The organism is Streptomyces sp. Je 1-332 (assembly GCF_040730185.1).
In the GTDB taxonomy this organism is placed as follows: Bacteria; Actinomycetota; Actinomycetes; order Streptomycetales; family Streptomycetaceae; genus Streptomyces.
Genome location: NZ_CP160402.1, coordinates 1,244,908 through 1,265,445 on the forward strand (window position 1 = coordinate 1,244,908; position 20,538 = coordinate 1,265,445).

At 70.2% G+C, this 20,538-nt stretch carries 21 protein-coding genes; 11 read left to right on the plus strand and 10 right to left on the minus strand.

Features of this window, described 5'->3' with window-relative positions:
* Both ABXJ52_RS05795 and ABXJ52_RS05800 read left to right on the plus strand, forming a co-directional pair.
* A complete protein-coding gene (locus tag ABXJ52_RS05795; RefSeq protein WP_367039807.1) occupies positions 1 to 1,353 on the plus strand; it encodes an MFS transporter in 1,353 nt (450 codons plus the stop codon).
* Positions 1,354 to 1,609: 256 nt separating this feature from the next.
* Positions 1,610 to 1,984, plus strand: a complete 375-nt coding sequence (locus ABXJ52_RS05800) for an RNA polymerase-binding protein RbpA (protein ID WP_030360404.1) — start codon at positions 1,610 to 1,612, stop codon at positions 1,982 to 1,984.
* A gap of 86 nt (positions 1,985 to 2,070) precedes the next feature.
* On the opposite strand, the gene fxsA is transcribed toward ABXJ52_RS05800, so the two are convergent.
* The 4 genes from fxsA to ABXJ52_RS05820 all read right to left on the minus strand — a co-directional run bounded on the left by fxsA (position 2,071) and on the right by ABXJ52_RS05820 (position 6,259).
* On the minus strand, positions 2,071 to 2,652 hold the full coding sequence (gene fxsA, locus ABXJ52_RS05805; protein WP_367039809.1) for an FxsA family membrane protein: 582 nt from the start codon (positions 2,650 to 2,652) through the stop codon (positions 2,071 to 2,073).
* A 132-nt stretch (positions 2,653 to 2,784) separates the two neighbouring features.
* A complete protein-coding gene (locus ABXJ52_RS05810) occupies positions 2,785 to 3,624 on the minus strand; it encodes a polyprenol monophosphomannose synthase (protein WP_367039811.1) in 840 nt (279 codons plus the stop codon).
* 492 nt (positions 3,625 to 4,116) lie between these two features.
* Entirely contained in the window at positions 4,117 to 5,760 is a 1,644-nt protein-coding gene (locus ABXJ52_RS05815) for an amidohydrolase (RefSeq protein WP_367039813.1), read from the minus strand.
* Between the two features lie 58 nt (positions 5,761 to 5,818).
* Positions 5,819 to 6,259, minus strand: a complete 441-nt coding sequence (locus tag ABXJ52_RS05820) for an Lrp/AsnC family transcriptional regulator (RefSeq protein ID WP_160503714.1) — start codon at positions 6,257 to 6,259, stop codon at positions 5,819 to 5,821.
* A gap of 199 nt (positions 6,260 to 6,458) precedes the next feature.
* Here ABXJ52_RS05820 and ABXJ52_RS05825 point away from each other — a divergent pair, with 199 nt between their 5' ends.
* Positions 6,459 to 6,905 carry a hypothetical protein gene (locus ABXJ52_RS05825; RefSeq protein ID WP_367039815.1) on the plus strand — a complete coding sequence of 149 codons (447 nt, stop codon included), beginning with the start codon at positions 6,459 to 6,461 and terminating at the stop codon, positions 6,903 to 6,905.
* Positions 6,906 to 6,908: 3 nt separating this feature from the next.
* Here ABXJ52_RS05825 and ABXJ52_RS05830 read toward each other — a convergent pair whose 3' ends face one another.
* Positions 6,909 to 8,000, minus strand: a complete 1,092-nt coding sequence (locus ABXJ52_RS05830; RefSeq protein WP_367039816.1) for a phosphotransferase family protein — start codon at positions 7,998 to 8,000, stop codon at positions 6,909 to 6,911.
* A gap of 26 nt (positions 8,001 to 8,026) precedes the next feature.
* A complete protein-coding gene (locus ABXJ52_RS05835) occupies positions 8,027 to 9,154 on the minus strand; it encodes a hypothetical protein (protein WP_367039818.1) in 1,128 nt (375 codons plus the stop codon).
* 283 nt (positions 9,155 to 9,437) lie between these two features.
* On the opposite strand from ABXJ52_RS05835, the gene ABXJ52_RS05840 reads away from it, so the two are divergent.
* Positions 9,438 to 9,752 (plus strand): hypothetical protein, encoded by a 315-nt coding sequence (locus ABXJ52_RS05840; RefSeq protein ID WP_367048835.1) that lies wholly within the window; start codon positions 9,438 to 9,440, stop codon positions 9,750 to 9,752.
* Here ABXJ52_RS05840 and ABXJ52_RS05845 read toward each other — a convergent pair.
* The gene (locus tag ABXJ52_RS05845; protein WP_367039820.1) at positions 9,715 to 10,890 is read right to left on the minus strand and encodes an acyl-CoA dehydrogenase family protein; all 1,176 of its coding nucleotides are present in this window, start codon (positions 10,888 to 10,890) and stop codon (positions 9,715 to 9,717) included. The two genes, ABXJ52_RS05840 and ABXJ52_RS05845, sit on opposite strands and share 38 nt — an antisense overlap.
* A 380-nt stretch (positions 10,891 to 11,270) precedes the next feature.
* Between ABXJ52_RS05845 and ABXJ52_RS05850 the strand changes: the two genes are divergently transcribed.
* Entirely contained in the window at positions 11,271 to 12,515 is a 1,245-nt protein-coding gene (locus tag ABXJ52_RS05850) for a glycoside hydrolase family 18 protein (protein ID WP_367039822.1), read from the plus strand.
* 66 nt (positions 12,516 to 12,581) lie between these two features.
* On the opposite strand, the gene ABXJ52_RS05855 is transcribed toward ABXJ52_RS05850, so the two are convergent.
* A complete protein-coding gene (locus ABXJ52_RS05855; RefSeq protein ID WP_367039824.1) occupies positions 12,582 to 13,244 on the minus strand; it encodes a TetR/AcrR family transcriptional regulator in 663 nt (220 codons plus the stop codon).
* A gap of 135 nt (positions 13,245 to 13,379) precedes the next feature.
* Here ABXJ52_RS05855 and ABXJ52_RS05860 point away from each other — a divergent pair, with 135 nt between their 5' ends.
* From ABXJ52_RS05860 to ABXJ52_RS05870, 3 genes are all read left to right on the plus strand, one after another.
* Positions 13,380 to 13,994, plus strand: a complete 615-nt coding sequence (locus tag ABXJ52_RS05860) for a DUF6230 family protein (protein ID WP_367039826.1) — start codon at positions 13,380 to 13,382, stop codon at positions 13,992 to 13,994.
* A gap of 89 nt (positions 13,995 to 14,083) precedes the next feature.
* Positions 14,084 to 14,965 (plus strand): DUF6114 domain-containing protein, encoded by an 882-nt coding sequence (locus ABXJ52_RS05865; RefSeq protein ID WP_367039828.1) that lies wholly within the window; start codon positions 14,084 to 14,086, stop codon positions 14,963 to 14,965.
* Positions 14,962 to 15,885, plus strand: coding sequence for a hypothetical protein (locus tag ABXJ52_RS05870; protein WP_367039830.1), 924 nt, complete (start codon positions 14,962 to 14,964; stop codon positions 15,883 to 15,885). Before ABXJ52_RS05865 ends, ABXJ52_RS05870 begins: the two co-directional genes overlap by 4 nt.
* 24 nt (positions 15,886 to 15,909) lie before the next feature.
* Here ABXJ52_RS05870 and ABXJ52_RS05875 read toward each other — a convergent pair whose 3' ends face one another.
* Positions 15,910 to 16,071, minus strand: a complete 162-nt coding sequence (locus ABXJ52_RS05875) for an SCO1431 family membrane protein (RefSeq protein ID WP_367039832.1) — start codon at positions 16,069 to 16,071, stop codon at positions 15,910 to 15,912.
* Positions 16,072 to 16,312: 241 nt separating this feature from the next.
* On the opposite strand from ABXJ52_RS05875, the gene ABXJ52_RS05880 reads away from it, so the two are divergent.
* Together ABXJ52_RS05880 and ABXJ52_RS05885 are read left to right on the plus strand one after the other, a co-directional pair.
* Positions 16,313 to 17,812: a M1 family metallopeptidase gene (locus tag ABXJ52_RS05880; RefSeq protein ID WP_367039834.1), complete on the plus strand. Its 1,500-nt coding sequence runs from the start codon at positions 16,313 to 16,315 to the stop codon at positions 17,810 to 17,812.
* A 117-nt stretch (positions 17,813 to 17,929) separates the two neighbouring features.
* Positions 17,930 to 18,112, plus strand: a complete 183-nt coding sequence (locus ABXJ52_RS05885; protein ID WP_367039835.1) for a hypothetical protein — start codon at positions 17,930 to 17,932, stop codon at positions 18,110 to 18,112.
* A 100-nt stretch (positions 18,113 to 18,212) separates the two neighbouring features.
* Here ABXJ52_RS05885 and ABXJ52_RS05890 read toward each other — a convergent pair whose 3' ends face one another.
* Positions 18,213 to 19,577: a peptidase C39 family protein gene (locus ABXJ52_RS05890; RefSeq protein WP_367039838.1), complete on the minus strand. Its 1,365-nt coding sequence runs from the start codon at positions 19,575 to 19,577 to the stop codon at positions 18,213 to 18,215.
* Positions 19,578 to 19,783: 206 nt separating this feature from the next.
* Here ABXJ52_RS05890 and ABXJ52_RS05895 point away from each other — a divergent pair, with 206 nt between their 5' ends.
* Positions 19,784 to 20,446 (plus strand): hypothetical protein, encoded by a 663-nt coding sequence (locus ABXJ52_RS05895; protein ID WP_367039839.1) that lies wholly within the window; start codon positions 19,784 to 19,786, stop codon positions 20,444 to 20,446.
* The last annotated feature ends 92 nt before the right edge of the window (positions 20,447 to 20,538 follow it).

The window sequence follows — 20,538 nt, forward strand, 5'->3', positions numbered from 1 at the left end:
GTGGGAACCGACACCGTGCGGGCAGCGCGACCGCCCGACGAGAGCGCCGCCGGGCGACGGCGGGAGCAGCGCGGCTGGTACGTCTACGACTGGGCGTGCTCGGTCTACTCGACGAGCGTCCTGACGGTGTTCCTCGGCCCGTACCTGACGGAGATCGCCAAGTCGGCCGCGGACGGCGACGGATACGTCCATCCGCTGGGCATCCCGGTCAGCGCCGGGTCGTTCTTCGCGTACGCGGTCTCGGCGTCGGTGATCATGTCGGTCTTCGCCATGCCGCTTGCGGCGGCCGCCGCCGACCGCACGGGCCGTAAGAAGCCGCTCCTCGCGGTGGCCGCCTACCTGGGGTCCGCGGCGACGGCGGGCATGTTCTTCCTGGACGGCGACCGCTATCTTCTCGGTGGCTTCCTCCTGATCGTCGCCAATGCCTCGCTCGCCGTCTCGATGGTGCTCTACAACTCCTATCTGCCGCAGATCGCCCCTCCCGAGGAGCGCGACGCGGTCTCCTCGCGCGGCTGGGCGTTCGGTTACGCGTCGGGCGCGCTCGTCCTGGTGGCGAACCTGGTCCTGTTCCTGGCCCATGACACCTTCGGTGTCTCGGAGTCGACCGCCGTGCGCATCTGTCTGGCGTCGGCCGGCGTGTGGTGGGGCGCCTTCACGCTCGTACCGCTACGGCGGCTCCGTGACCGCAAGGCGCCACCTTCGGAGGCGTCGGCACGCGGCTTGCGGCAGCTGGCGGCGACCGTGCGCGACATGCGCCGCCATCCGCACACCCTGTCCTTCCTGCTCGCCTACCTCGTCTACAACGACGGCGTGCAGACGGTGATCTCCCAGGCGTCCGTCTACGGCTCCGAGGAGCTCGGCCTCGACCAGTCCACGCTGATCGTCGCGGTCCTCCTCGTACAGGTGCTCGCGGTGGCGGGTGCGCTCGCCATGGGGCGCCTCGCACGGACGTACGGCGCCAAACGGACCATCCTCGGCTCGCTGGTGGCGTGGACGGTGACGATCGGGGCCGGGTTCTTCCTGCCCGCAGGCGCGCCGGTGTGGTTCTTCGTGCTCGCCGCGGGGATCGGCCTGGTGCTCGGCGGTTCGCAGGCGCTCTCGCGTTCCCTGTTCTCGCATCTGGTGCCCGCGGGCAAGGAGGCCGAGTACTTCTCGGCGTACGAGATCAGCGATCGCGGCATGGCCTGGCTCGGGCCGCTGATCTTCGGCCTCACGTACCAGCTCACCGGGAGCTACCGGAACGCGATCGTCTCGCTCGTGGTCTTCTTCGTGATCGGTTTCGTCCTGCTCGCGCGGGTACCCGTACGGCGCGCGATCCGCGACGCGGGAAATTCCGTACCCGCCAGGATTTAGCAACTGAAGCCAAAGGGCGGTAGTGTACGCGTTTGGCTTACCAGGCGGACCGTTACTGCGCGCTGAAGATTCAGAAACGCAGGGTGACATCCTCTGTCAGATGTGACATACCGGGCGCTGGTGGGTACAACAAGGGGCGGCATACGACGGCGACGCATGACCCTTAACGGGAATCTTTACCGCCGACCGGACGTTGACCGGATGACGACGACAGCGACACCTGTCCTGTGGGCGACAAGCCCGGGAGGCACGATTCATGAGTGAGCGAGCTCTTCGCGGCACGCGCCTCGTGGTGACCAGCTACGAGACCGACCGCGGCATCGACTTGGCTCCGCGCCAGGCCGTGGAGTACGCATGCCAGAACGGACATCGTTTTGAGATGCCCTTCTCGGTAGAGGCGGAGATTCCGCCGGAGTGGGAGTGCAAGGTCTGCGGGGCCCAGGCACTCCTCGTAGACGGCGACGGACCTGAAGAGAAGAAGGGGAAGCCTGCGCGTACGCACTGGGACATGCTCATGGAGCGCCGTACTCGAGAGGAACTCGAGGAGGTCCTGGAGGAGCGCCTCGCGGTTCTCCGTTCAGGAGCCATGAACATCGCGGTGCATCCGCGGGACAGCCGCAAGTCCGCCTGACGGCGAACTGAAGAACACCGCACAGCACACGAAGGCCGGGGCCACTGCTCAGCAGTGGCCCCGGCCTTCGTGCTGCGCCGGTCCGCTCAGCGCGGGGGCAGCTGCGGGTCGTCCGGCTGCGCGCCGTGGGGCGGACGCTCGTCGTCCCTGATGACCTCGCCCTGGACGACCTTGCCGTCCGGGCGGTGCATGCGCGCCTGCTGGAAGGCGTCACCGAGGCCACCCCGCGTGGTGGCCTCGCGGACCTTGCGCTCGAACGTCCTCTCCGCCGTACGGCTGACGGCCTTCTGGATGGGCGGCACAAGGAGGAGCAGCCCCAGGGCATCGGAGATCAGCCCCGGCAGGATGATCAGCAGGCCGCCCAGCATCGTCAGGGCGTTGCCACCGCCCCGCTCGGAGGGATGCGGCGCGAGCCCGCTCTGCTGCTGTTGCACCGCCTCGCTCAGCTCGCGGAAGGCACGGCGCCCGGCGTGCTTGATGACCATGCCACCGAGCACGACACCGGCCACGAGCAGCAAGAACACCGTGAGTCCGCCCGCGGCGCCCGCCACGACGGTGAGCAGCCAGATCTCAAGGACCAGCCACGCGGCGATGCCGAGCGGCAGGAACCTCAGGACGCGGGAGCGCCGGGGCCGGGCGGGTCGGGTGGGCGGTACGCCAGTCGTCATGGCTCCAGTGTGCCTGGGCGCGGCTCTGACCGGCATAAGGGAGTGATCAACCAACGGTCGCCGGAGCGACGAACGGGGGTCTTGCGGCCCTTCTCAGAGCTCGCGGCCCTTCTCCAAGCTTTGCGGCCCTTCTCAGAGCTTCTTGCCGTCCTTCGGGGTCTCCTGCGCACCTTCCGCGTCCTTGCGGCCCAGAGCGCGGCCCACACGGCCCACGCGCTCCCCCACGCCCCACGCCGTGACGCGCCACAGCGCCTCGGCGACGATGTCCTGGCTCATCTTGCTGTCGCCGTGCTCCCGCTCGACGAAGGTGATGGGTACCTCGACGACGTGGAAGCCGGTCTTGATCGCGCGGCGCGCCAGGTCGACCTGGAAGCAGTAGCCCTGCGACGCGACCTCGCCGAGGCCGATGCCTTCGAGGGTCTCGCGGCGGAAGGCGCGGTAGCCGCCGGTGACGTCGCGGATCGGCACGTCGAGCATCAGCCGGGAGTACGTGCTGCCGCCGCGCGAGATCATCTCGCGGTACTTGGGCCAGTTGACGATCCGCCCGCCCGGCACCCAGCGCGAGCCGAGGACGAGGTCGGCGCCCTTGAGCGCGGTGAGCAGCCGGGGCAGCTCCTCGGGCTGGTGGGAGCCGTCGGCGTCCATCTCGACGAGCACTCCGTAGCCGTTGTCCAGGCCCCACTGGAAGCCCGCGAGATAGGCCGCGCCGAGGCCTTCCTTGCCCTTGCGGTGCAGTACGTGGACGTGGTCGTCGTCGGCCACGAGCTCATCGGCGATCTTGCCGGTGCCGTCGGGGCTGTTGTCGTCGGCGATGAGGACGTGCGCCTCGGGCACGGCGAGCCGGACACGGCCGACGATGGACTGGATGTTCTCCGCCTCGTTGTAGGTCGGAATGATCACCAGGGCCAGGCCGAGCGGGCCGAACTGCCTCCCCTGGTCACCGGTTTCGGAGACCCCACCGCCGTCGTTCACTACTGCCCCTTCGTTCGTACGCAGAGGACCACCATAATGGCCGCCTCCCGCGCGGCCACGACGGCACGGGCGGTTGAAAGGGGGAGTACTGCGGATCGGGGCCCGGCACCCTTCGGGCCGACCTGGGGCCCGCTGGCTGCGGGTCGACCGAGAGCCGTTGTCTACTGAGCGTCCGGGCCCCACCCGGGTCACACCTGCCGGCCCGGTGGAACGTTCCCTCGCGTCCGCGGCGCGGGCGCTGGACCTGGCTCCCAGTGGTGGTGCGCCGGTGCGGCACACCGCCCATGGCCCAGCGGCGTTCGACGGCTGCGTGGAATTTCTCCGGTCGGACGTCCTGTGGTGGACCCGGCCGAACCTACCGGCCGACGGCCGCGTTCTGTCAATAGCCGTTTGACCTGGGCCGATTCCAGATATGGCCAGGTCAGTGCCGAGGATACGCAGGTCGTGCGACGCGACAACGGGCCGCGATCGGCGGTACGCACCGCCGGGACATCACTCGTCCGGCCGTACATACACCGTCTTTCCGAAGACCACCGTGCGCAGACAGACGGGGAGTTCGGCGCCCGGGGTCAGGTCGGGCAGGCCGGGCGTGCCGGAGCGCGGATCGGTCGACCAGCGTGCGACGCGGTCGTCCGGGGCCTGGACCACGAGCTCCGAGGTCCGCCAGACGGCGTAGTCGGCGGGCGCACCCGGCACCAGGACGCCCGCGTCGTCCCGGCCGATCGCCCGCCAGCCGCCCCTGGTGTGGGCGGTGAACGCGGCGCGCACCGACACACGGTGCTCAAGCGTCCGGTGGAACGCTGCGGCGCGGACGGCCCCCCAGGGGTCGAGCGGGGTGACGGGGCTGTCGGAGCCGAAGGCGAGCGGGACGCCGGTGCGCAGGAGGGCCGCGTACGGGTTGAGGGTGCGGGCCCGTTCGGCGCCCAGGCGCTGGACGTACATACCGTCGTCGCCGCCCCACAGTGCGTCGAAGGCAGGCTGCACGGAGGCGGTGAGGCCCAGTTCGGCGAAGGCGGCGATCGTCTCCGGGGTGAGCATCTCGGCGTGCTCGACGCGGTGCCTCGCGGCGCGGACGCGGGCCAGGCCGACCTTCTCGGAGGCGGCGCGGATGCCCTCGACCACGGCGGTCACCGCGGCGTCGCCGATGGCGTGGAATCCCGCCTGGACCCCTGCCTCGGTGCAGGCGATGACATGTTCGGCGACGGCGGCCGCGTCCAGATAAGCGGTGCCGGTGTGGCCGGAGTCGGCGTACGGCTCGTGCAGGCAGGCGGTGTGCGAGCCGAGGGCTCCGTCGACGAAGAGATCACCCGCGGCGCCGACCGCACCCAGTTCCTTTGCACGGGCGACGCCTTCCTCGCCCTGCTGCGCCCAGTAGCCGACGACGCGCGGCCCGGCCTCGTCGGCGGCCAGGCGAAGCAGCCCCGTCAGGTCGTCCTCGCTGGAGATCTCGGGGCCCGCGCACTCGTGCACGGAGCCGATGCCGAGGGACGCGGCCCGCCGCAGCGCCGCACGCTGGGCCTCGGTGCGCTGGTGCGGGGTGAGGGCGCCGAACGCCGCGGCGCGCACCGCGTGGTGGGCGTCCGCGGTCAGCGGCGCGTCCGGGTGATAGCCGGTGCGCCCGGTGACGCCGGGGACGAGGTCGAGCAGCGCCGTGGTGACGACCGCCGAGTGGACGTCGATGCGGGTGAGATAGAGGGGACGGCCACCGGTCGCCTCGTCGAGTTCCGCGCGCGTGGGCGGACGGCCGCCCGCCCAGCGGGCCGCGTCCCAGCCGTGGCCGAGCAGGACGCGGTCGTGCGGCCGGGCCGCCGCGTGCGCGCGTACGAGAGCGAGCGCGTCGTCGAGGGAGCGGGTGCCCGTCAGATCGAGTCCCGTCAGGGCGAGGCCGGTCGACGTGGTGTGCACATGCGCATCGGTGAACGCCGGGGTGACGAGCGCTCCTTCGAGGTCGATGACCTCGTCCACGCCCCCGGCGAACGCGTCGGCGGCGCCCTCGGATCCCACCCAGGCGACGTGCCCGCGTTCGACGACCATGGCCGTGGCGAACGGATCGGCGGGGCTGTGGACCTCTCCACCGCGCAGCAGCACGGTGCGGTGGCCCTGAGGCCCGTTCTGGGGGGTGGTGCTCTCGCTCATGGGACCAGTTTGGCCCCTGCCCGTGCGGGCCCCGCGCAGGGGTCGCCCACGGGGCGGCTCAGACCTGCGGGGGCCGGGCCTCGTACGGCGTGGAGAGCACGACCGTCGTGCGCGTGGAGACGCCGGCGAGTGCGCGCAGGCGGCTCAGGAGATGCTCCAGTTCGAGTGGGGTCGCCACCCGTACCTTGAGGATGTAGTTCTCGTCGCCCGCCACGCTGTGGCATGCCTCGATCTCCGGGACGCCCGCGAGGCGTTCGGCGATGTCGTCGGGCGCGCTGGGGTCGAACGGCTTCACCGAGATGAACGCCGTGAGCGGCAGGCCGACGGCCTCCGCGTCCACGACGGCGGCATAGCCGCGGATGACTCCGCGCTGCTCAAGGCGGCGCACCCGCTGGTGCACGGCCGATGTGGACAGGCCCGTGGCCTTGCCCAGGTCGGTGTAGCTCATCCGCCCGTCCTTGACGAGCAGCTGCACGATCTGTCGGTCCAGCTCCTCCATGCGCCGAACCTACAGGGCTCTTGATCCCTCCGGATACCGCTGGGCGCGAAGGCGGCACCTTCGCCGGGCATGTGACGAACGCCACATACCTGTGACCGTGTCCAAAGGGATGCCACGATTACCTCTACGACGGGACGGGAAGTGCTTGCTGTGGTCGAGGCCGCAGCGCCTTCTCGGCCCACCCAAGGGGGAGAATCCCATGCAGAACTTGAAGCGCCCCGGTCGCTCTGCCCGCAGCAAGCAGCAGCGTTCCGACGAATCCGCGTCCGCACCCGTATCGGAGGGCGTCGAACCGGCTGAGACCGAGTTCGACGCGTACGACACCTTCGAGATGTACCGGGTCACGTGCCCCGACTGCGCGCAGCCGATCGCGCTCCTGGCCGACGAGGACGTCCTGCCCGAGCACGCGCTCTGCGCCCAGCCGTGGAACCCGTTCGGGCTCACGGTGTGCGCGGGCACGGGACGCGCCGCGGCCGATGCCGAACCCGCCGACGAGTCGATGGAGGCTCAGGAGCAGGACACCGCCCTGCTCCTGACGCTCCCTCAGGGGCTCGACTGGCGGACTCAGCCCTTCTCGCACGTCGGCGGCCACGGCTCGCGCCCGCTTCGCGTCGTGCCCCAGCCGGACCGGCGCTCCGCGGCCTGAGGGCTACCAATAGCTGCCCTGCACCATGGCCGCCAGGCTGGCGTGGTGCAGGATCAGCGTGTCCGGGTCGTCGGGGACCGCGGCCTCGCCGAAGTGCACCTGGCGGTAGGCGACGCGCAGCATCACGATGGCGTGCCGTAGCGCCGCGTACAGCGTGTGGAAGTCCATCGACCGGGGCGTGTGGCCGGTGAGTCGGGTGTAGCGCTCCTCGATGTGGTCGCGGCGCAGGAAGCCGGGCAGGCCCTCCTGCCCGAAGCTCACCGTCAGGTCCTGGAAGAAGCGGTGCAGGTAGACCATCCAGCCGAGGTCGACCTCGCGCGGTGCGAGCGCCGCCATCTCCCAGTCCAGTACGGCCGCGGGGTCGAAGCCGTCGTAGATGACGTTCCCGATGCGCGCGTCACCCCAGTTGAGGACGGGCTCACCCTCGACGTCCGGCCACCACGCTTCGAGGCGGTCGAAGGCGCTCTCGATGAGGGGCGAGCGGGGCAGGCCGTCGACCACCCAGTCGTAGTAGGCGCGTTGGGCTGCCACGTGGCGGCGCAGTGGGCTGCCGTCGCCGGGCAGGGCAAGGAACTCGGCCTCCGCGACGGGGACTTGGTCGTGGAGGTGGGCGATCAGCCGGATCGACGCTTCCTCCAGGTGCGCGCGTTCGGCTTCGCTCGCGGAGTGCAGCCAGTTCCCTTCGTACGTATAGGGCATGACGTCCGGCGGCACGCGGCCCTCGACCCGCTCCATGACGAAGAAGGGCGCGCCGAGCGGCCCCGGGTCTTCCTCCAGCCACAGCACGCGCGGCACGGGCAGGTCGGTGCGCTCGGCGACGAGCCGCATCGTGCGGTGCTGCCGCGGCAGGTCGTAGACCGGGAAGATCGTGTACGCCGCCGGGTCCGCCGCCACGCGCAACGCGCAGGCCCGCAGGGGCGGTTCGGGGTGCTCGATGTCGAAGAGGAGGGTCTCGCTCGACATGCCGTTGGACTCGGGGACGCGCACGCCGGTGGCCTTGGCGCCGGGCAGCCGCGCGGCGAGCCAGGCGGTGAGCCTGCGCGCGAGTTCCTCCGGGTCACGGGTGGTGGTGCGGGGGCGGGGTGCTGTCGCCATCACGGACTCCTCTCAGCTGTGGAATCTCAGGGCGCGACCGAGTCGAAGCCGGAGAAGCCGCTCGGGTCGTGGCGGCCGAAGCTGCCGTGCTCGAAGATGCCGTACCCCGTCCGCCCGTCGAGCGTGAAGCGGGCGGCGTGGTCGATGACCCCGTACGCGGCCCGGGGGTGTGCCTTCGGGTCCGAGAGGTCGTAGTCACGGCGGTCACTCCAGCCACGCCCCTGCCACGTGCCGTGCTGCCAGTCGTCCGCGGGTGGATAGCCGGCCCCCACGGCGAGCGGCAGGGAGGCGAGAACCTCCACGCCGAGTTCCAGGGGCTTGCGGTCGTCGGGGTCGGTGAGCTGGATGACGGCGCGCTCGGGGTGCCGGGTGCTGGAGCGGTAGGTGATGTCGGCCTGGGGCCAGCCGAGTTGGCGGTCGCGCTCCCCTGGGCGTACGAGCGTGGCGTCGTTGAGGGTGCGGTAGCCGTCCGCGTCCTCCTGGGCGATGACCATCAGGAAGCGGTCGTCGAAGCGCACCGGGCTCCAGATCCAGTGGAAGCCCTCCGTGCCGAACTCCTCCTCCAGGCGCCCGCGTTCCTCGCCGGGTATGGGCCGCACGCCCCAGCTGCGGTCACGGGTGGCGGTCCACTCCCCCGCCGTCACGGGGATGTCGTCGCCGCCGATGCGGATCGTCCCCGCGCAGCCGCCCGCCTGGACGAAGCGGCGCCCTTCGAGGGAGAGCCGGTCGCCGCGCCGCTGGATGTGGTGCGGCTCCCAGAGGGCAGGGAAGGAAGCGGTCCACGTGATGTCGTACGAGAGTGAGTTCGGGTCGTCCGGGTCGGCGGCGCACCTCAGGCGCAGCCGCCGCAGCGGTTCCTCGACGGTGATGGTCAAGGGGCCGACGGAGAGGTTCATCCGATCGTCGCCGAGCGCGTCGGATGCGCGTACGGCGTGGAGCGTATCCCCTCTGCGCAAGGTGGCGTACGCGTCGATGACACCGACGTTCGGATAGACGCCGAGTCCGAGGATGAGGAGCGCACGGCCCTCGTGGTCGAAGAGGTGGAAGATGCAGCGGTCGTAGGCGTTGCGGTCGCCCGTCGCGACCTGCTTCATGGACAGCGGCACCTGATGGATCGGGTACTCGTCGAGCGGGACGGGACGGTCGTCTGCCACGGCAAACCTCCCTGAACGCACGTCAGTTGACGGGCGCGGGGCCTATCCCGCACCCCCGGCGCGGAGTTGACGGTACGTCAGGGACGGTGACGGAGCCAGACACGTGTCAGCCCGTGTTCAGGGAGCCACTGGCCCGCCCGCAGCACGGCGTGGAGGGGCGACACAGGGGCGGCCTCCGGGCCACGCACGGGGTTGCCGCGAACGGACGCTCGAATGCGAAGGGCGGTGACCTGTCCCCCGCGTCGCGCGTTGGCCCTGCATGACCACCCCCACGCCGATGCCCATGGCGCCCCCGCCGACCGGCCGCCGCAGGCGCACCCTCCTGACGGCTCCCTCGTCCCCCGCAGAATCGGTTCCCCAGCGACCTCAGCAGCCGCATCCCCAGCCACACCAGCAGCCGTACCAGCCGCCCCCGCCCCAGCCGCAGCCGTCGCACCTCCAGGATCCGCCCATCTACCGCGCCCTCATCCGGAGCTGGGCAGAGCGGGGCAAGACCCTGCCGGGGCGCCACGACCCGGAGTGGGTGCGGCTGGCGGCGCCTCCGGTCAGGCTCGGCCAGTTCAGCGCGTCTCGGGACCCGCGAGGTGACGGGCGATGACCATCCGCTGGATCTGATTGGTGCCCTCGACGATCTGCAGCACCTTCGCCTCGCGCATGAAGCGCTCCACGGGGAAGTCCGCGGTGTAGCCATAGCCGCCGAGGACCTGTACGGCGTCCGTCGTGACCTTCATCGCGGCGTCCGTGCACATCAGCTTGGCCATGGCCGCCTGCTTGGAGAACGGCCTGCCCGCGTCGCGCAGCCGCGCCGCCGAGAGATAGAGCGCCCGGCCCGCCTCGATCTGGGTCGCCATGTCCGCGAGCATGAAGCGAAGGCCCTGGAAGTCCGCGATCGGCCGCCCGAACTGCCGCCGCTCGGTGGCATAGCGAAGCGCCTCGTCGAGTGCCGCCTGCGCCACGCCGATCGCACAGGCCGCGATGCCGAGCCGCCCCGAGTCGAGCGCCGAGAGCGCGATCGCGAAGCCCTGGCCCTCCTCGCCGATACGGCAGGCGTCGGAGACCCGTACCCCGTCGAAGTTGATCTGGGCGGTGGGCGAACCCTTCATCCCCATCTTCTTCTCGGGCGCCGCCGCGTTCAGCCCTTCGGCGTGGCCCGGCACCAGGAACGCGGAGATGCCGCGAGCTCCTTCGCCGCCGGTGCGGGCGAGCACGGTGTAGAAGTCGGCGACTCCACCGTGCGTGATCCACGCCTTCGTGCCGGTGATCACCCATTCGCCGCTGTCCCGCACGGCCTTGGTCCGCAGTGACGCGGCGTCCGATCCCGACGCCGGCTCGGAGAGGCAGTACGCCCCGAGCAGTCCGCCGCCGAGCATCGCCGGCAGGTGCTCGGCCTGCTGTTCCTTGGTGCCGTAATTCGCGAGCGCGTGGCAGGACAGGGAGTGCACGCTGACGCCGAGACCGACGGTGAGCCGGGCCGCGGCGAGCTCTTCGAGGACCTGGAGGTAGACCTCGTACGGCTGGTCGCCGCCACCGAACTCGGAGGCGTACGGAAGCCCGAGCAGTCCGGATTCGGAGAGGAGGGCGAAGACCCCGCGCGGGAAGCTTCCGGCGTCCTCCTCCTCGGCCGCGCGGGGAGTGATCTCCCGCTGGACGAGGTCACGGACGAGCGAGAACAGATCCCGCGCCTCGTCCGTGGGCAGCTGACGGTCCACCGGCTGCAGCGAGCTTCGCTCAGGCACGATCGCATCCTCCCTTTCGGCACTGCGGCGGACCCGCGGGGTAGTGCGGCGCCACCGTGTCTCACGCCCGGCCGATGGCGCCCTTCCGGGTCGCGGAAGGTGCTGTGACCAGCGGCTCTGGCGCGTTGAGTATGCCCGATCGGCGGCGGCCAGTCACTAGTTAACGACCGCTTACTCAAAAGATAACCGACGCCCGCAAGAGGGGCTCGGAATTGGTCCGAACCATTGACCCCACTGGTCTAGTCCTCCTAGAGTCCAGCCGAGCGCCTTACCGCGTTCATGCCAATTCAAGATTCATGGATTCACGGATGTCCCCCATGGCGTCCGCAGGTCAACAGCACCACGCCCCCATGCGCCCTCTCCCCCCACGAGGAGAAACGATGCTCAGACCGCACCTCCCCCGCGCCCCCTTCCGGGCGCTCGTCGCCACCGCGTGTTGTGCCGTGCTCGGCGGGGGTCTGCTCGCCGGCGCGGGCACCGCCACCGCCGAGCAGGACAAGGACTCCGCGACGAAAGCCGCGGCCGGCTCCAAGGTCGTCGGATACTTCACCGAGTGGGGTACCTACGACCGGAATTACCACGTCAAGAACGTCGAGACGTCCGGTTCGGCCGACAAGCTCACGCACATCAACTACGCCTTCGGCAACGTCCAGGGCGGCAAGTGCACGATGGGCGACGCCTATGCGGCGACCGACAAGGCGTACACCGCGGACCAGTCGGTCGACGGCAAGGCCGACACCTGGGACCAGGAACTGCGCGGCAACTTCAACCAGTTGCGCAAGCTGAAGGCCAAGCATCCGGACCTGAAGGTCCTGTGGTCCTTCGGCGGCTGGACCTGGTCCGGCGGTTTCACCGAGGCGGCCAAGAACCCGGCGGCCTTCGCCCAGTCCTGCTACGACCTGGTCGAGAACTCGAAGTGGGCCGATGTCTTCGACGGCATCGACATCGACTGGGAGTACCCCAACGCCTGCGGTCTGACCTGTGACACCAGTGGGCGCGCGGCGTACAAGGACCTGATGTCCGCGGTGCGTTCGAAGTTCGGCGGCGACAACCTCGTCACCGCGGCGATCCCTGCCGACGCGGAGGAGGGCGGGAAGATCGACGCCGCCGACTACGCGGGGGCCGCCCAGTACGTCGACTGGTACAACCCGATGACGTACGACTACTTCGGCGCCTGGGAGGCGAAGGGCCCGACCGCCCCGCACTCGCCCCTGAAGACGTACGAGGGCGCGCCCAAGGCCAACTGGAACACCGACGCCACCATCAAGAAGCTCCAGGGCCTCGGCATCCCCTCCGACAAGCTGCTCCTCGGCATCGGCTTCTACGGCCGCGGCTGGACGGGTGTCACGCAGAAGGAGCCCGGCGGCACCGCCACCGGGGCCGCCGCGGGCAAGTACGAGGCGGGCATCGACGACTACAAGGAACTCAAGACCAAGTGCCCGGCCAACGGCACGGTCGGCGGGACCGCGTACGCGCACTGCGGGACCAACTGGTGGAGCTATGACACTCCGGCGACCATCGCGGGGAAGATGGACTACAAGAACCAGGCGGGTCTCGGCGGCACCTTCTTCTGGGAGCTGAGCGGCGACACGGCGGACGGTGAACTGATCAAGGCCATCAACTGAGCAGTTCTACGCGCGAGTTGGGGGCGAGGGCCGTAGGGCTCCCGCCCCTTCCTCATGAGCACCTGCTCATGAACGCGGCGGTGCCGGGAAGGACGGCTCGAACTCCTCGATGACGCGCAGGGTGTCACCGAGGGTCCGCACCAGCAGGTCACACACCGTCTCGCGCGTCAGACCCCGGCTGCCGATCCAGTCGAGCGCGACGCCCTCGACGCTGCACAGCCAGCCGAGCAGTGCCGTGCGCGCCAGCTCCGGGATGTCGCGACGGCCGTACGCTCCGTCGGCGATCGCGCCGATCAGGGCCTCGCGCACGCCGTCGCGTATGGCGTGCACCTCGGCGTCGAAGCCGACGCCGCCGCTGATGATGGTGCGGAACGCGGCCTGGTGGTGCTCGGCGTAGCGCAGATAGCCGTCGATCGTGCTGTGCACCCGTTCCACGGGCGGCAGATCGTCGTGGCGTCCGGCACGCGCGACCAGCTCCGCGACGGAGTCCTCGATGATCGCGAGGTAGTAGCCGCGTTTGGACTTGAAGTAGTAGTAGATCAACCCCTTGGCGACGGACGCCTGCTTGGCGATGTCGTCCATCGAGAGCGCGTCGTAGGACGTGTCGGCGAACAACTTCCGCCCGATGGTGATGAGTTCGGCGCGTCGCGCCACCGAACGGTCGGTGCCGCGCGCCTGCGGGCGGGCGTCCGCGGGACGGTCGGTGCCGCGCTGTTGACTATTATTCAATTTCGGCCCTAGTCTCCAACTGCCTCGGGAATCCGCAGTATGGCAGAACCAACGCCACCTGCCGGTTCTGCGTCCGACGGCGCTCTCTCACGCACTCCCCCTACGCACATGGACCGCCGTACGGGAGGAAGACTCATGAGCGCAGCGCGTACCCCTTTGCGCGAAGGCAGAACCTCTTGGAAGAAGACGGCCGTCGTCGCCCTGCCGGCCGTCCTGGCCGTCGGCGCGATGGCCTCCGTGATGGCCGAGGGGGCGCTCGCTGCCTCCTTCGCCGTCTCCGGCACCAGCTTCCAGGTGTCATCCGGCAAGCTCACCAGCGAGGGCCTGTCCTCCTACGTACAGACCGACCGGGACATCGACGGCAAGGGGCACCCGGTGGCGCTCCTCGGTATCGGTGACGCGACCCTGTCCGACATCTGCCAGGCCGCCGAGGTGAAGACCCCGGTGGGCACCGTGGTGTTCAAGCTGACCGCGGGCGGATCGGCGGGCAAGGTCACCGCCAGCAATCTCATCATCGACGGCGAGGACCTGGAGGGCGACGCGCGCTTCGGCACGGCGGAGATCGGCCGGGACGCGTCGACTCTCGACGAGGTGCCCGGAGTCAAGGGCGAGAGGGGGAAGTTCGGGCTGCAGGCCGGCGACATCACCGTCTCGGGGGTGAAGTCCAACGCCTGGTCGGCGACCGGCGGGAACTTCCGGCTCAAGGGCATGAAGGTCGATGTCAGCATCGGCGGCAAGAAGTGCTTCTGACCGGCGGCCGAAGAGCCGGAGTCAGAGCGTGGGGCAGGGACGGCGGCGGGTGGCTCGACAGGCGGCTGCCACTGCCGGAAGCACGCAGGGTGCTGCGCAGGTGGCGGCGGACACGGCCCTTCTGGGGCGGCCTGCTGCTGGTCCTTGGCGGCGCTGAGCTGCTCCTCGTGCCGCTGTCGCCGCTGACGGTTCTGGTCAGCCTGGGGCTCGGCGGGCTCGCGGCGATCGGCATCGGGCTCGCCCTGATCGCCGCCGGGATCTTCCTGTGGCTGCTGCCGCACGCCCACCACTATGTGAGCGTCAACGCCCTGATCCTGTCGGTGCTTTCGTTCGCGGCCACGAATCTCGGCGGCTTCCTGGTGGGCATGGTGCTCGGCATCGTCGGCAGCGCGATGGGCTTCGGGTGGACGCCGGTGGCCGAGGAGGACGCGGAGGACCCTGAGCGGCCGAAGGTGCGGGACGGCCAGGGGACGCGGACGCTCGGTGTGCTGCTTCCGGTGGTCATCGTGGGGGCGACGCTGTGGGGCGGGAGTCCGGCGAGGGCGGCGCCCGGCGAGGCCATCACGGCGGGGAGGACTCCGCCGACCGTCACCACCACGCTCTTCTCGCCGAAGGGGTTCCTGCTGGCCGGTGTGCGCGAAGTTCCCACGGCTGACGGGCCGTTGAAGGTCATGGTGCTGAAGATGAAGGCCGCCTCGCTCACCGACTATCGGCTGAAGACGCACGACGGGAGCGAGGAACTCTCCCTGGGCGCCGACACCTTGGACCTCAGCGGCTCGGTCACGCTCTATCTGACCAAGTTCAAGGGCTGCCTGGAGGGGCTGCTCTGTCTGACCTTTACGCCCGACAAGCTGCCGGTGCCGCCCATCGTGCCGCCGTTCGTCTTCATGACCGACGTACAGGCCGAACAGGCCCTGGTCACCTCGGACTTGACCGTCGCGGGCGGGCTCACCCTGAAGGCATCGGCATGATCCAGATCCAGGCCGCCCTCTTCTGGGCGTACGCGATCGGCGCCACGTTCGCGCTCTCCGCGGCCCGGCAGCTCCAGGTGTGGGAGCGGATCAACGCGGGTGAGGGGCCGCGGACGCGCAGCCGTGCCGCCAATCCGTATCTCGCGCTCACCGCGCTCTTCGCGGCGGTCCTGATGGTGCCGACGGGGCTTTTCCTGCTGTGGCAGAACCCCGCGTGGGCGACCATGCATGTCGCTGACGGGCACGAGGGCGTGTGGGCGGGGTTCGTGCTCTTCTACGCGGGCGGGCTGCCCGTCGCGGCGATCACCGGGTTCCTCGTGGCGCAGGGGCTCATCCTGGTGGGGGCGGGCTACTGGGCGTATCTCCAGTGCGTGGGCGGGTACTTCCTGCTGTTCGGGACGCTGGTCCACGGCTGGGACGGCAGGGGGTACGAGCGGTTCCTCTCGCCCGGCGCGCGGGACTTCGCCGGCTGGCGGCGGGACAGCGTGGTCAACCACGTACTGGACTTCCTGACGTCCGGAACGTTTCTCGCGCTGCTGGTCTTCGGCGCGGGCCTGATCGGCACCATGCTGCTGACGGAGACCGGCTGGCTGATGGAGGGCTGGTCGCTGCCCGGCGCGGACGAGGACCGGAAAGTCCACCGGTTCCTGGCGATCGCCGTCGCGGCGGCCGGGGTCTACGGCCTGCCGTTCGTCGGCGCGCTCGTCGCGAGCGTCCTCGTCCGCCTCCTGGGCGGGTGGCTCGGTCTGCCGCTGTTCGCGGTCATCGCGGGGCTGACGCTGCTGTCGCGACGCTCGCCCGTGCGGCTGCTCTACGGGCTGGTGGGGGTGCCGCACCGGCACTGGCGCGCGGATCTCGACGCCGACCGGGGCAACCCGGAACGCGACGAGACCGGGGTCACATCAGACCGGACTGCGTGACCGAGACCGGGGTCACAACCGGGATCACAACAGACCGATCTGCGTGACGAGCATCGCGAGGACGACGACGAGCGTCCAGCCGAGGACGTGCTCGAGCACCTTCGGGCCGTCTTCCTTGGGGCCGCCGGTGCGCGTGGTGGCCCGGGGCTGTGCGGTGGCAGTGGCTGTGGCTGTGGCAGCGGTCATGGCATCACTCGATACGTATGCGTCACGCCTCTAGACGCGACGTCCGGCAACGGACTCCCCCCACTGACCCAACCACCTTGCCATCGGATTCCGCCGTCGCGGGCGAGAGCTTGGTCACTCACCGCCCAGATCCCGTGCAACTCGGGCCGAGTGCCGTGCGTCTCACTACACGTGGTGGGGCACACCCCCAGGCGCACCCCCCACCGCTCGTCCGCGCAACCTTCCGACCGAAAGGTTCCCGATGAGCACGCACCGGACGCACCGGCGGTACCGGACGCCCCACCGCAGAGCGCGATTCGCCCTCGCGGTCGCCGTCACCGTGACGGCGGCCCTCACCGGCACGGCGTCACAGGCCGCGCCGTCCGCACCCGGGACGCCCTCACCCGGAGCGCCCGGCCTGGGCGACCCGATGTTCCCGCTGGACGGGAACGGCGGATACCGCGTCGACCGCTACGCCCTCGACTTCGACTGGCAGGCCCCCAAGACGCCGTTCGAGGCCACGGCGACGATCAAGGCGACCGCCACCCAGTCGCTGTCCCGCTTCAACCTGGACTTCGGGGGCAACACCCTGCACGGCGTGCAGGTCGACGGCTCGACCGCGCGCACGTCCCGCGTCGGCGACGAGCTGACGGTCACGCCCAAGTCCGCGATCGCGAAGGGCCGTTCGTTCACCGCCAAGGTCACGTACACCGCCGACCCGACGCAGACGCGGCACCGCGACGACGCCATCGAGGACTACGGCTGGATCCCCACCGCCGACGGCACGGTGGTCTATCCGCAGCCGAACGGGGCCCGGTTGATCTTCCCGGCGAACGACCACCCCAGCCAGCGTGCGCCGATCACCTTCCGCATCACCACGCCGAAGGACCTGACCGCGGTCGCCAACGGCAAGCTGGTGAACCGCACGGAACGCCCCGGTGACCGGGTGCGCTGGACGTACGACTCCGAACAGCCGCTGTCCACGCAGCTGGTGCAGCTGGCGGTCGGCAAGTTCAAGCTGATCGACGGCAAGGGTCCCGGCGGCCTGCCCCTCCGAGACGTGGTCCCGGACGCCCTGGTCGAGCCGACAGCGGAGTACCGCGAACTCACGCCCGACCACCTCACCTGGCTCCAGGAGAAGCTCGGCCCCTACCCCTTCGACCGCTACGGGCTCCTGGTCGGCGACACGGACCTGGCCGTCGCCCTGGAGACCCAGACGCTCTCCCTCATCCCGAAGGCGGACCTGCTCGGCACGAAGGTCGACGCCGAGCGGAACATGGTGCACGAGCTGACCCACCAGTGGTTCGGCGACAGCGTGGCCCTGAAGAGCTGGTCCGACCTGTGGGTGAGCGAGGGGCACGCCCGCTTCTACGAGCGGATGTTCTCCGAGGAGCACGGCGGCGACAGCTTCGAGGCCGCCATGAAGACGGCGTACGCCGCGCACGACCAGTGGCGCCACGACTTCGGCGCCCCCGCCGAACCGACCGAGCCGAACCTCTTCAAACGCATGCGGTACGACGGCTCGGCCCTGGTCCTGTACGCCCTGCGGGAGCAGGTCGGCACCGCGAAGTTCGAGAAGATCGAGCGAGCGTGGGTGCGCGATTTCCGCGGTAGGACGGCAAGCACCCAGCAGTTCATCGACCTGGCGTCGAAGGTGGCGGGCGAGGACCTGGAAGGCTTCCTGCGGCCATGGCTGTACGGCTCGAAGACACCGCCCATGCCGGGACACCCGGACTGGGTGGTAGACCCGGTCCAGGGCTGAGGCATATCCGTCGTCTGGCGGCGGCGTTCGTGTGAAGAACGCCGCCGACCGCCGGTGCGACGGATTCCACGAGCGCTCCAGGTCTACGTTGGGATTCCCGCCGAACTGGGAGGTCTCATGTCAGACGACGAGGACGTAACGCGAGAGCGGAGGCGTCCACCGCTGCTGGGCACGGAGATGCGCGAGGCGACACTGCCGGACGGCACCCAGGCGGTGATCGTCGTCCAGGCAGGCACACCCCAGGACGAGGTCGACGAGAAGGCGGCCCGAATGCGACGGGGCACATCCGACGCGAAGTAGCCCAGCAGCACCCCGATGGACACACGGCGGCCCCTCCCGAACGAACGGGAGGGGCCGCCGCCATGGCCACTGATCGGCTCAGCCCGGCCTTTCCGCTGCCTCAGCGGATCCCCACCCCAGCCAGCGCCGCCTTCTGCTTCGCCGTGAGCTTCGCCGGGAAGTACAGGTAGCAGACGCCTCCCGTGCCGGAGACGACCTTCCCCTCCGCGTTCTTCCGCTTCGTACGGAGCCAGATGTTCTCCCACTCGCGGCGTTTGTAGACCCGGCGCACCGCCTCGTTGCTCGGCGATGCCGGGTCGTTGGCGATCACGTCGCCCTTCGGCGTGAAGCCGATCACCGTCATCAGGTGGCCCGCCGTGCCGTAACCGGCGCCCGTCAGCTCCTCCTTGAGGAACGACTGCGACGTTATGGCCGGGATGCCCGCGGCGATCAGCGACTCCAGCTCCGTGAGCGAGGTGAGGCGGGTGACCACGGCCTGGAAGTCCTTGTACGTCGACGCGTAGGCCGCGTTGAAGGGCCAGTTGCCGCAGCCCGCGTACTGGTAGTCGAAGGTGTGGCGAGCCGCGTGGCACACCTGGGGGTCGGCGTAGGACGGGTCGACCCAGGCGAGGTCGTCGGCGGTCGGCTTGCGGCCCCAGAACTCGATGATCATCTGCGAGGAGGTGGGGCTGCACCAGGCCTCGCCGCCGTTGTCGTACTCCGGATACTGGCCGACGTGGGTCTCCTGCGAGTAGCGCGGGACCGTCAGTTCCTCGGCGAGACCCGGCTTCGACGCCGGGACCGTGAAGCGGTCGGGGACGGCGGACGCCATCGCGCCGAGCCGCCACACGGTGGGCGTCTCGGTGGCGCCCGGCTTGCGGTACAGGGTCAGGCGCAGCTTGTACGAGACGAGGCGCAGGGACGTCGTCGTGTCGTCGATGGCGAAGGTGTCCGTCCAGATGCTCGACTTGCCGTCGCTCTGGTCGTCGACCGACGTACGGCGGATGTCCTTGTCCTTGTCGTCGCCCGAGGTCCAGCGGCCGAGGACGTACCACGGAGTCTTCGCCTTGTCCGAGTACGTTCCCTGGAGCTCGACCTGGAGCCACGTCCCGGTGGGTGTGCGGGCGTTCCAGGAGGCGATGACCTCCGTCGCGGGGACGGTGGGCCGGTGCACGGGCGAGGTCCACCGGGCGTACTCCCAGGTGGCGGTCTTGCCGGTGTGCGGATCGGCGTACTCGGTGGTGCCCGCGGCCTCGGCGATCTCCACGGCCGGACGGGCTCCGGAGACGGCACGGGTGCCCTCGGCGGTGCCGGCGCCCCAGTCCGCGGACGAGGACCAGAAGCGGTTGCTCACCGGTCGCTTCGCGCGCGGGGCGCCGGCGAGGCCGCCCGACGCGAGTGCCGGGCTCGCGGTGGCGGCCAGCGCTGCCACGGCCGCGGCCGCGGTGAGGACGGTTCTGCGGGACATGTCATCAGCTCGGTCCATGGCGGGGACCCCCAGTCGACGTGGGCTCCGGACGGGTCCGGAAGGGGCAGGTCAGATGCACGGCGGTAGGCCAACTATGGCTGCTGCACGCCGACTTCTGCCAGCGCTTCGACCATCACCGCTTCCGTCAATATTGGCCTCGACCACTGGCGTGAGCTGCGACGGCGCGCGGAGCGAGGAATTCCGCACCCGTACGCTTGCCCGTGATGACCGCACACGCCACCGCACACGCCACTCCCACTCCCCTGGCCCGCGTCGCAGCGGAGCTGCTGCGCCTGCCGCCGTCCTGCGGCCCGGTCCGCCTCGTCGCCGTCGACGGGCACGCGGGCTCCGGCAAGTCGACCTTCGCCGACCGCCTCGCCGACGCGCTGGGCGGCGCGCCCGTCCTGCGCCTCGACGACATCGCGAGCCACGACGCCCTGTTCGACTGGACGGAGCGGCTGCGGCGGCAGGTCGTCGTGCCACTCTCGCGCGGCGAAACGGCGCACTACGAGACGTACGACTGGCACGAGCGCCGCTTCGGACCGGAGGTCCGCGCCCTGCCGCCGGCTCCCGTGGTCCTCGTCGAGGGGGTCGGCGCGGGCCGCCGCGCCCTGCGCCCGTTCCTGGCGCGACTGCTGTGGATGGAGCTGCCCCAGCACGAGGCCTGGGGCAGGGGGCGCCGCCGGGACGGGGCGGTCCAGAGCGACTTCTGGGACGGGTGGGAACCCGCGGAGCGCCAACACTTCACGAAAGACCCTTCACGCCCCTTCGCTCAGTCTTTGGTGCGACAGTGCCGAGAGGGATATGAGGTGCTGCGAGGGCCGGATGAGGCGGATGCGCAGCGCCAAATTGTCACGGAGAGTGAGGGACCGGAGGCGATCCGCTGAACCTCCCGAAGAGCGCTCCCAGAAGTTCGCGCCAGTTTCCGCGAGTGCCTCAACTCGGCTTGACCCAGGGCCCTTACAGGACTTACGTTCTG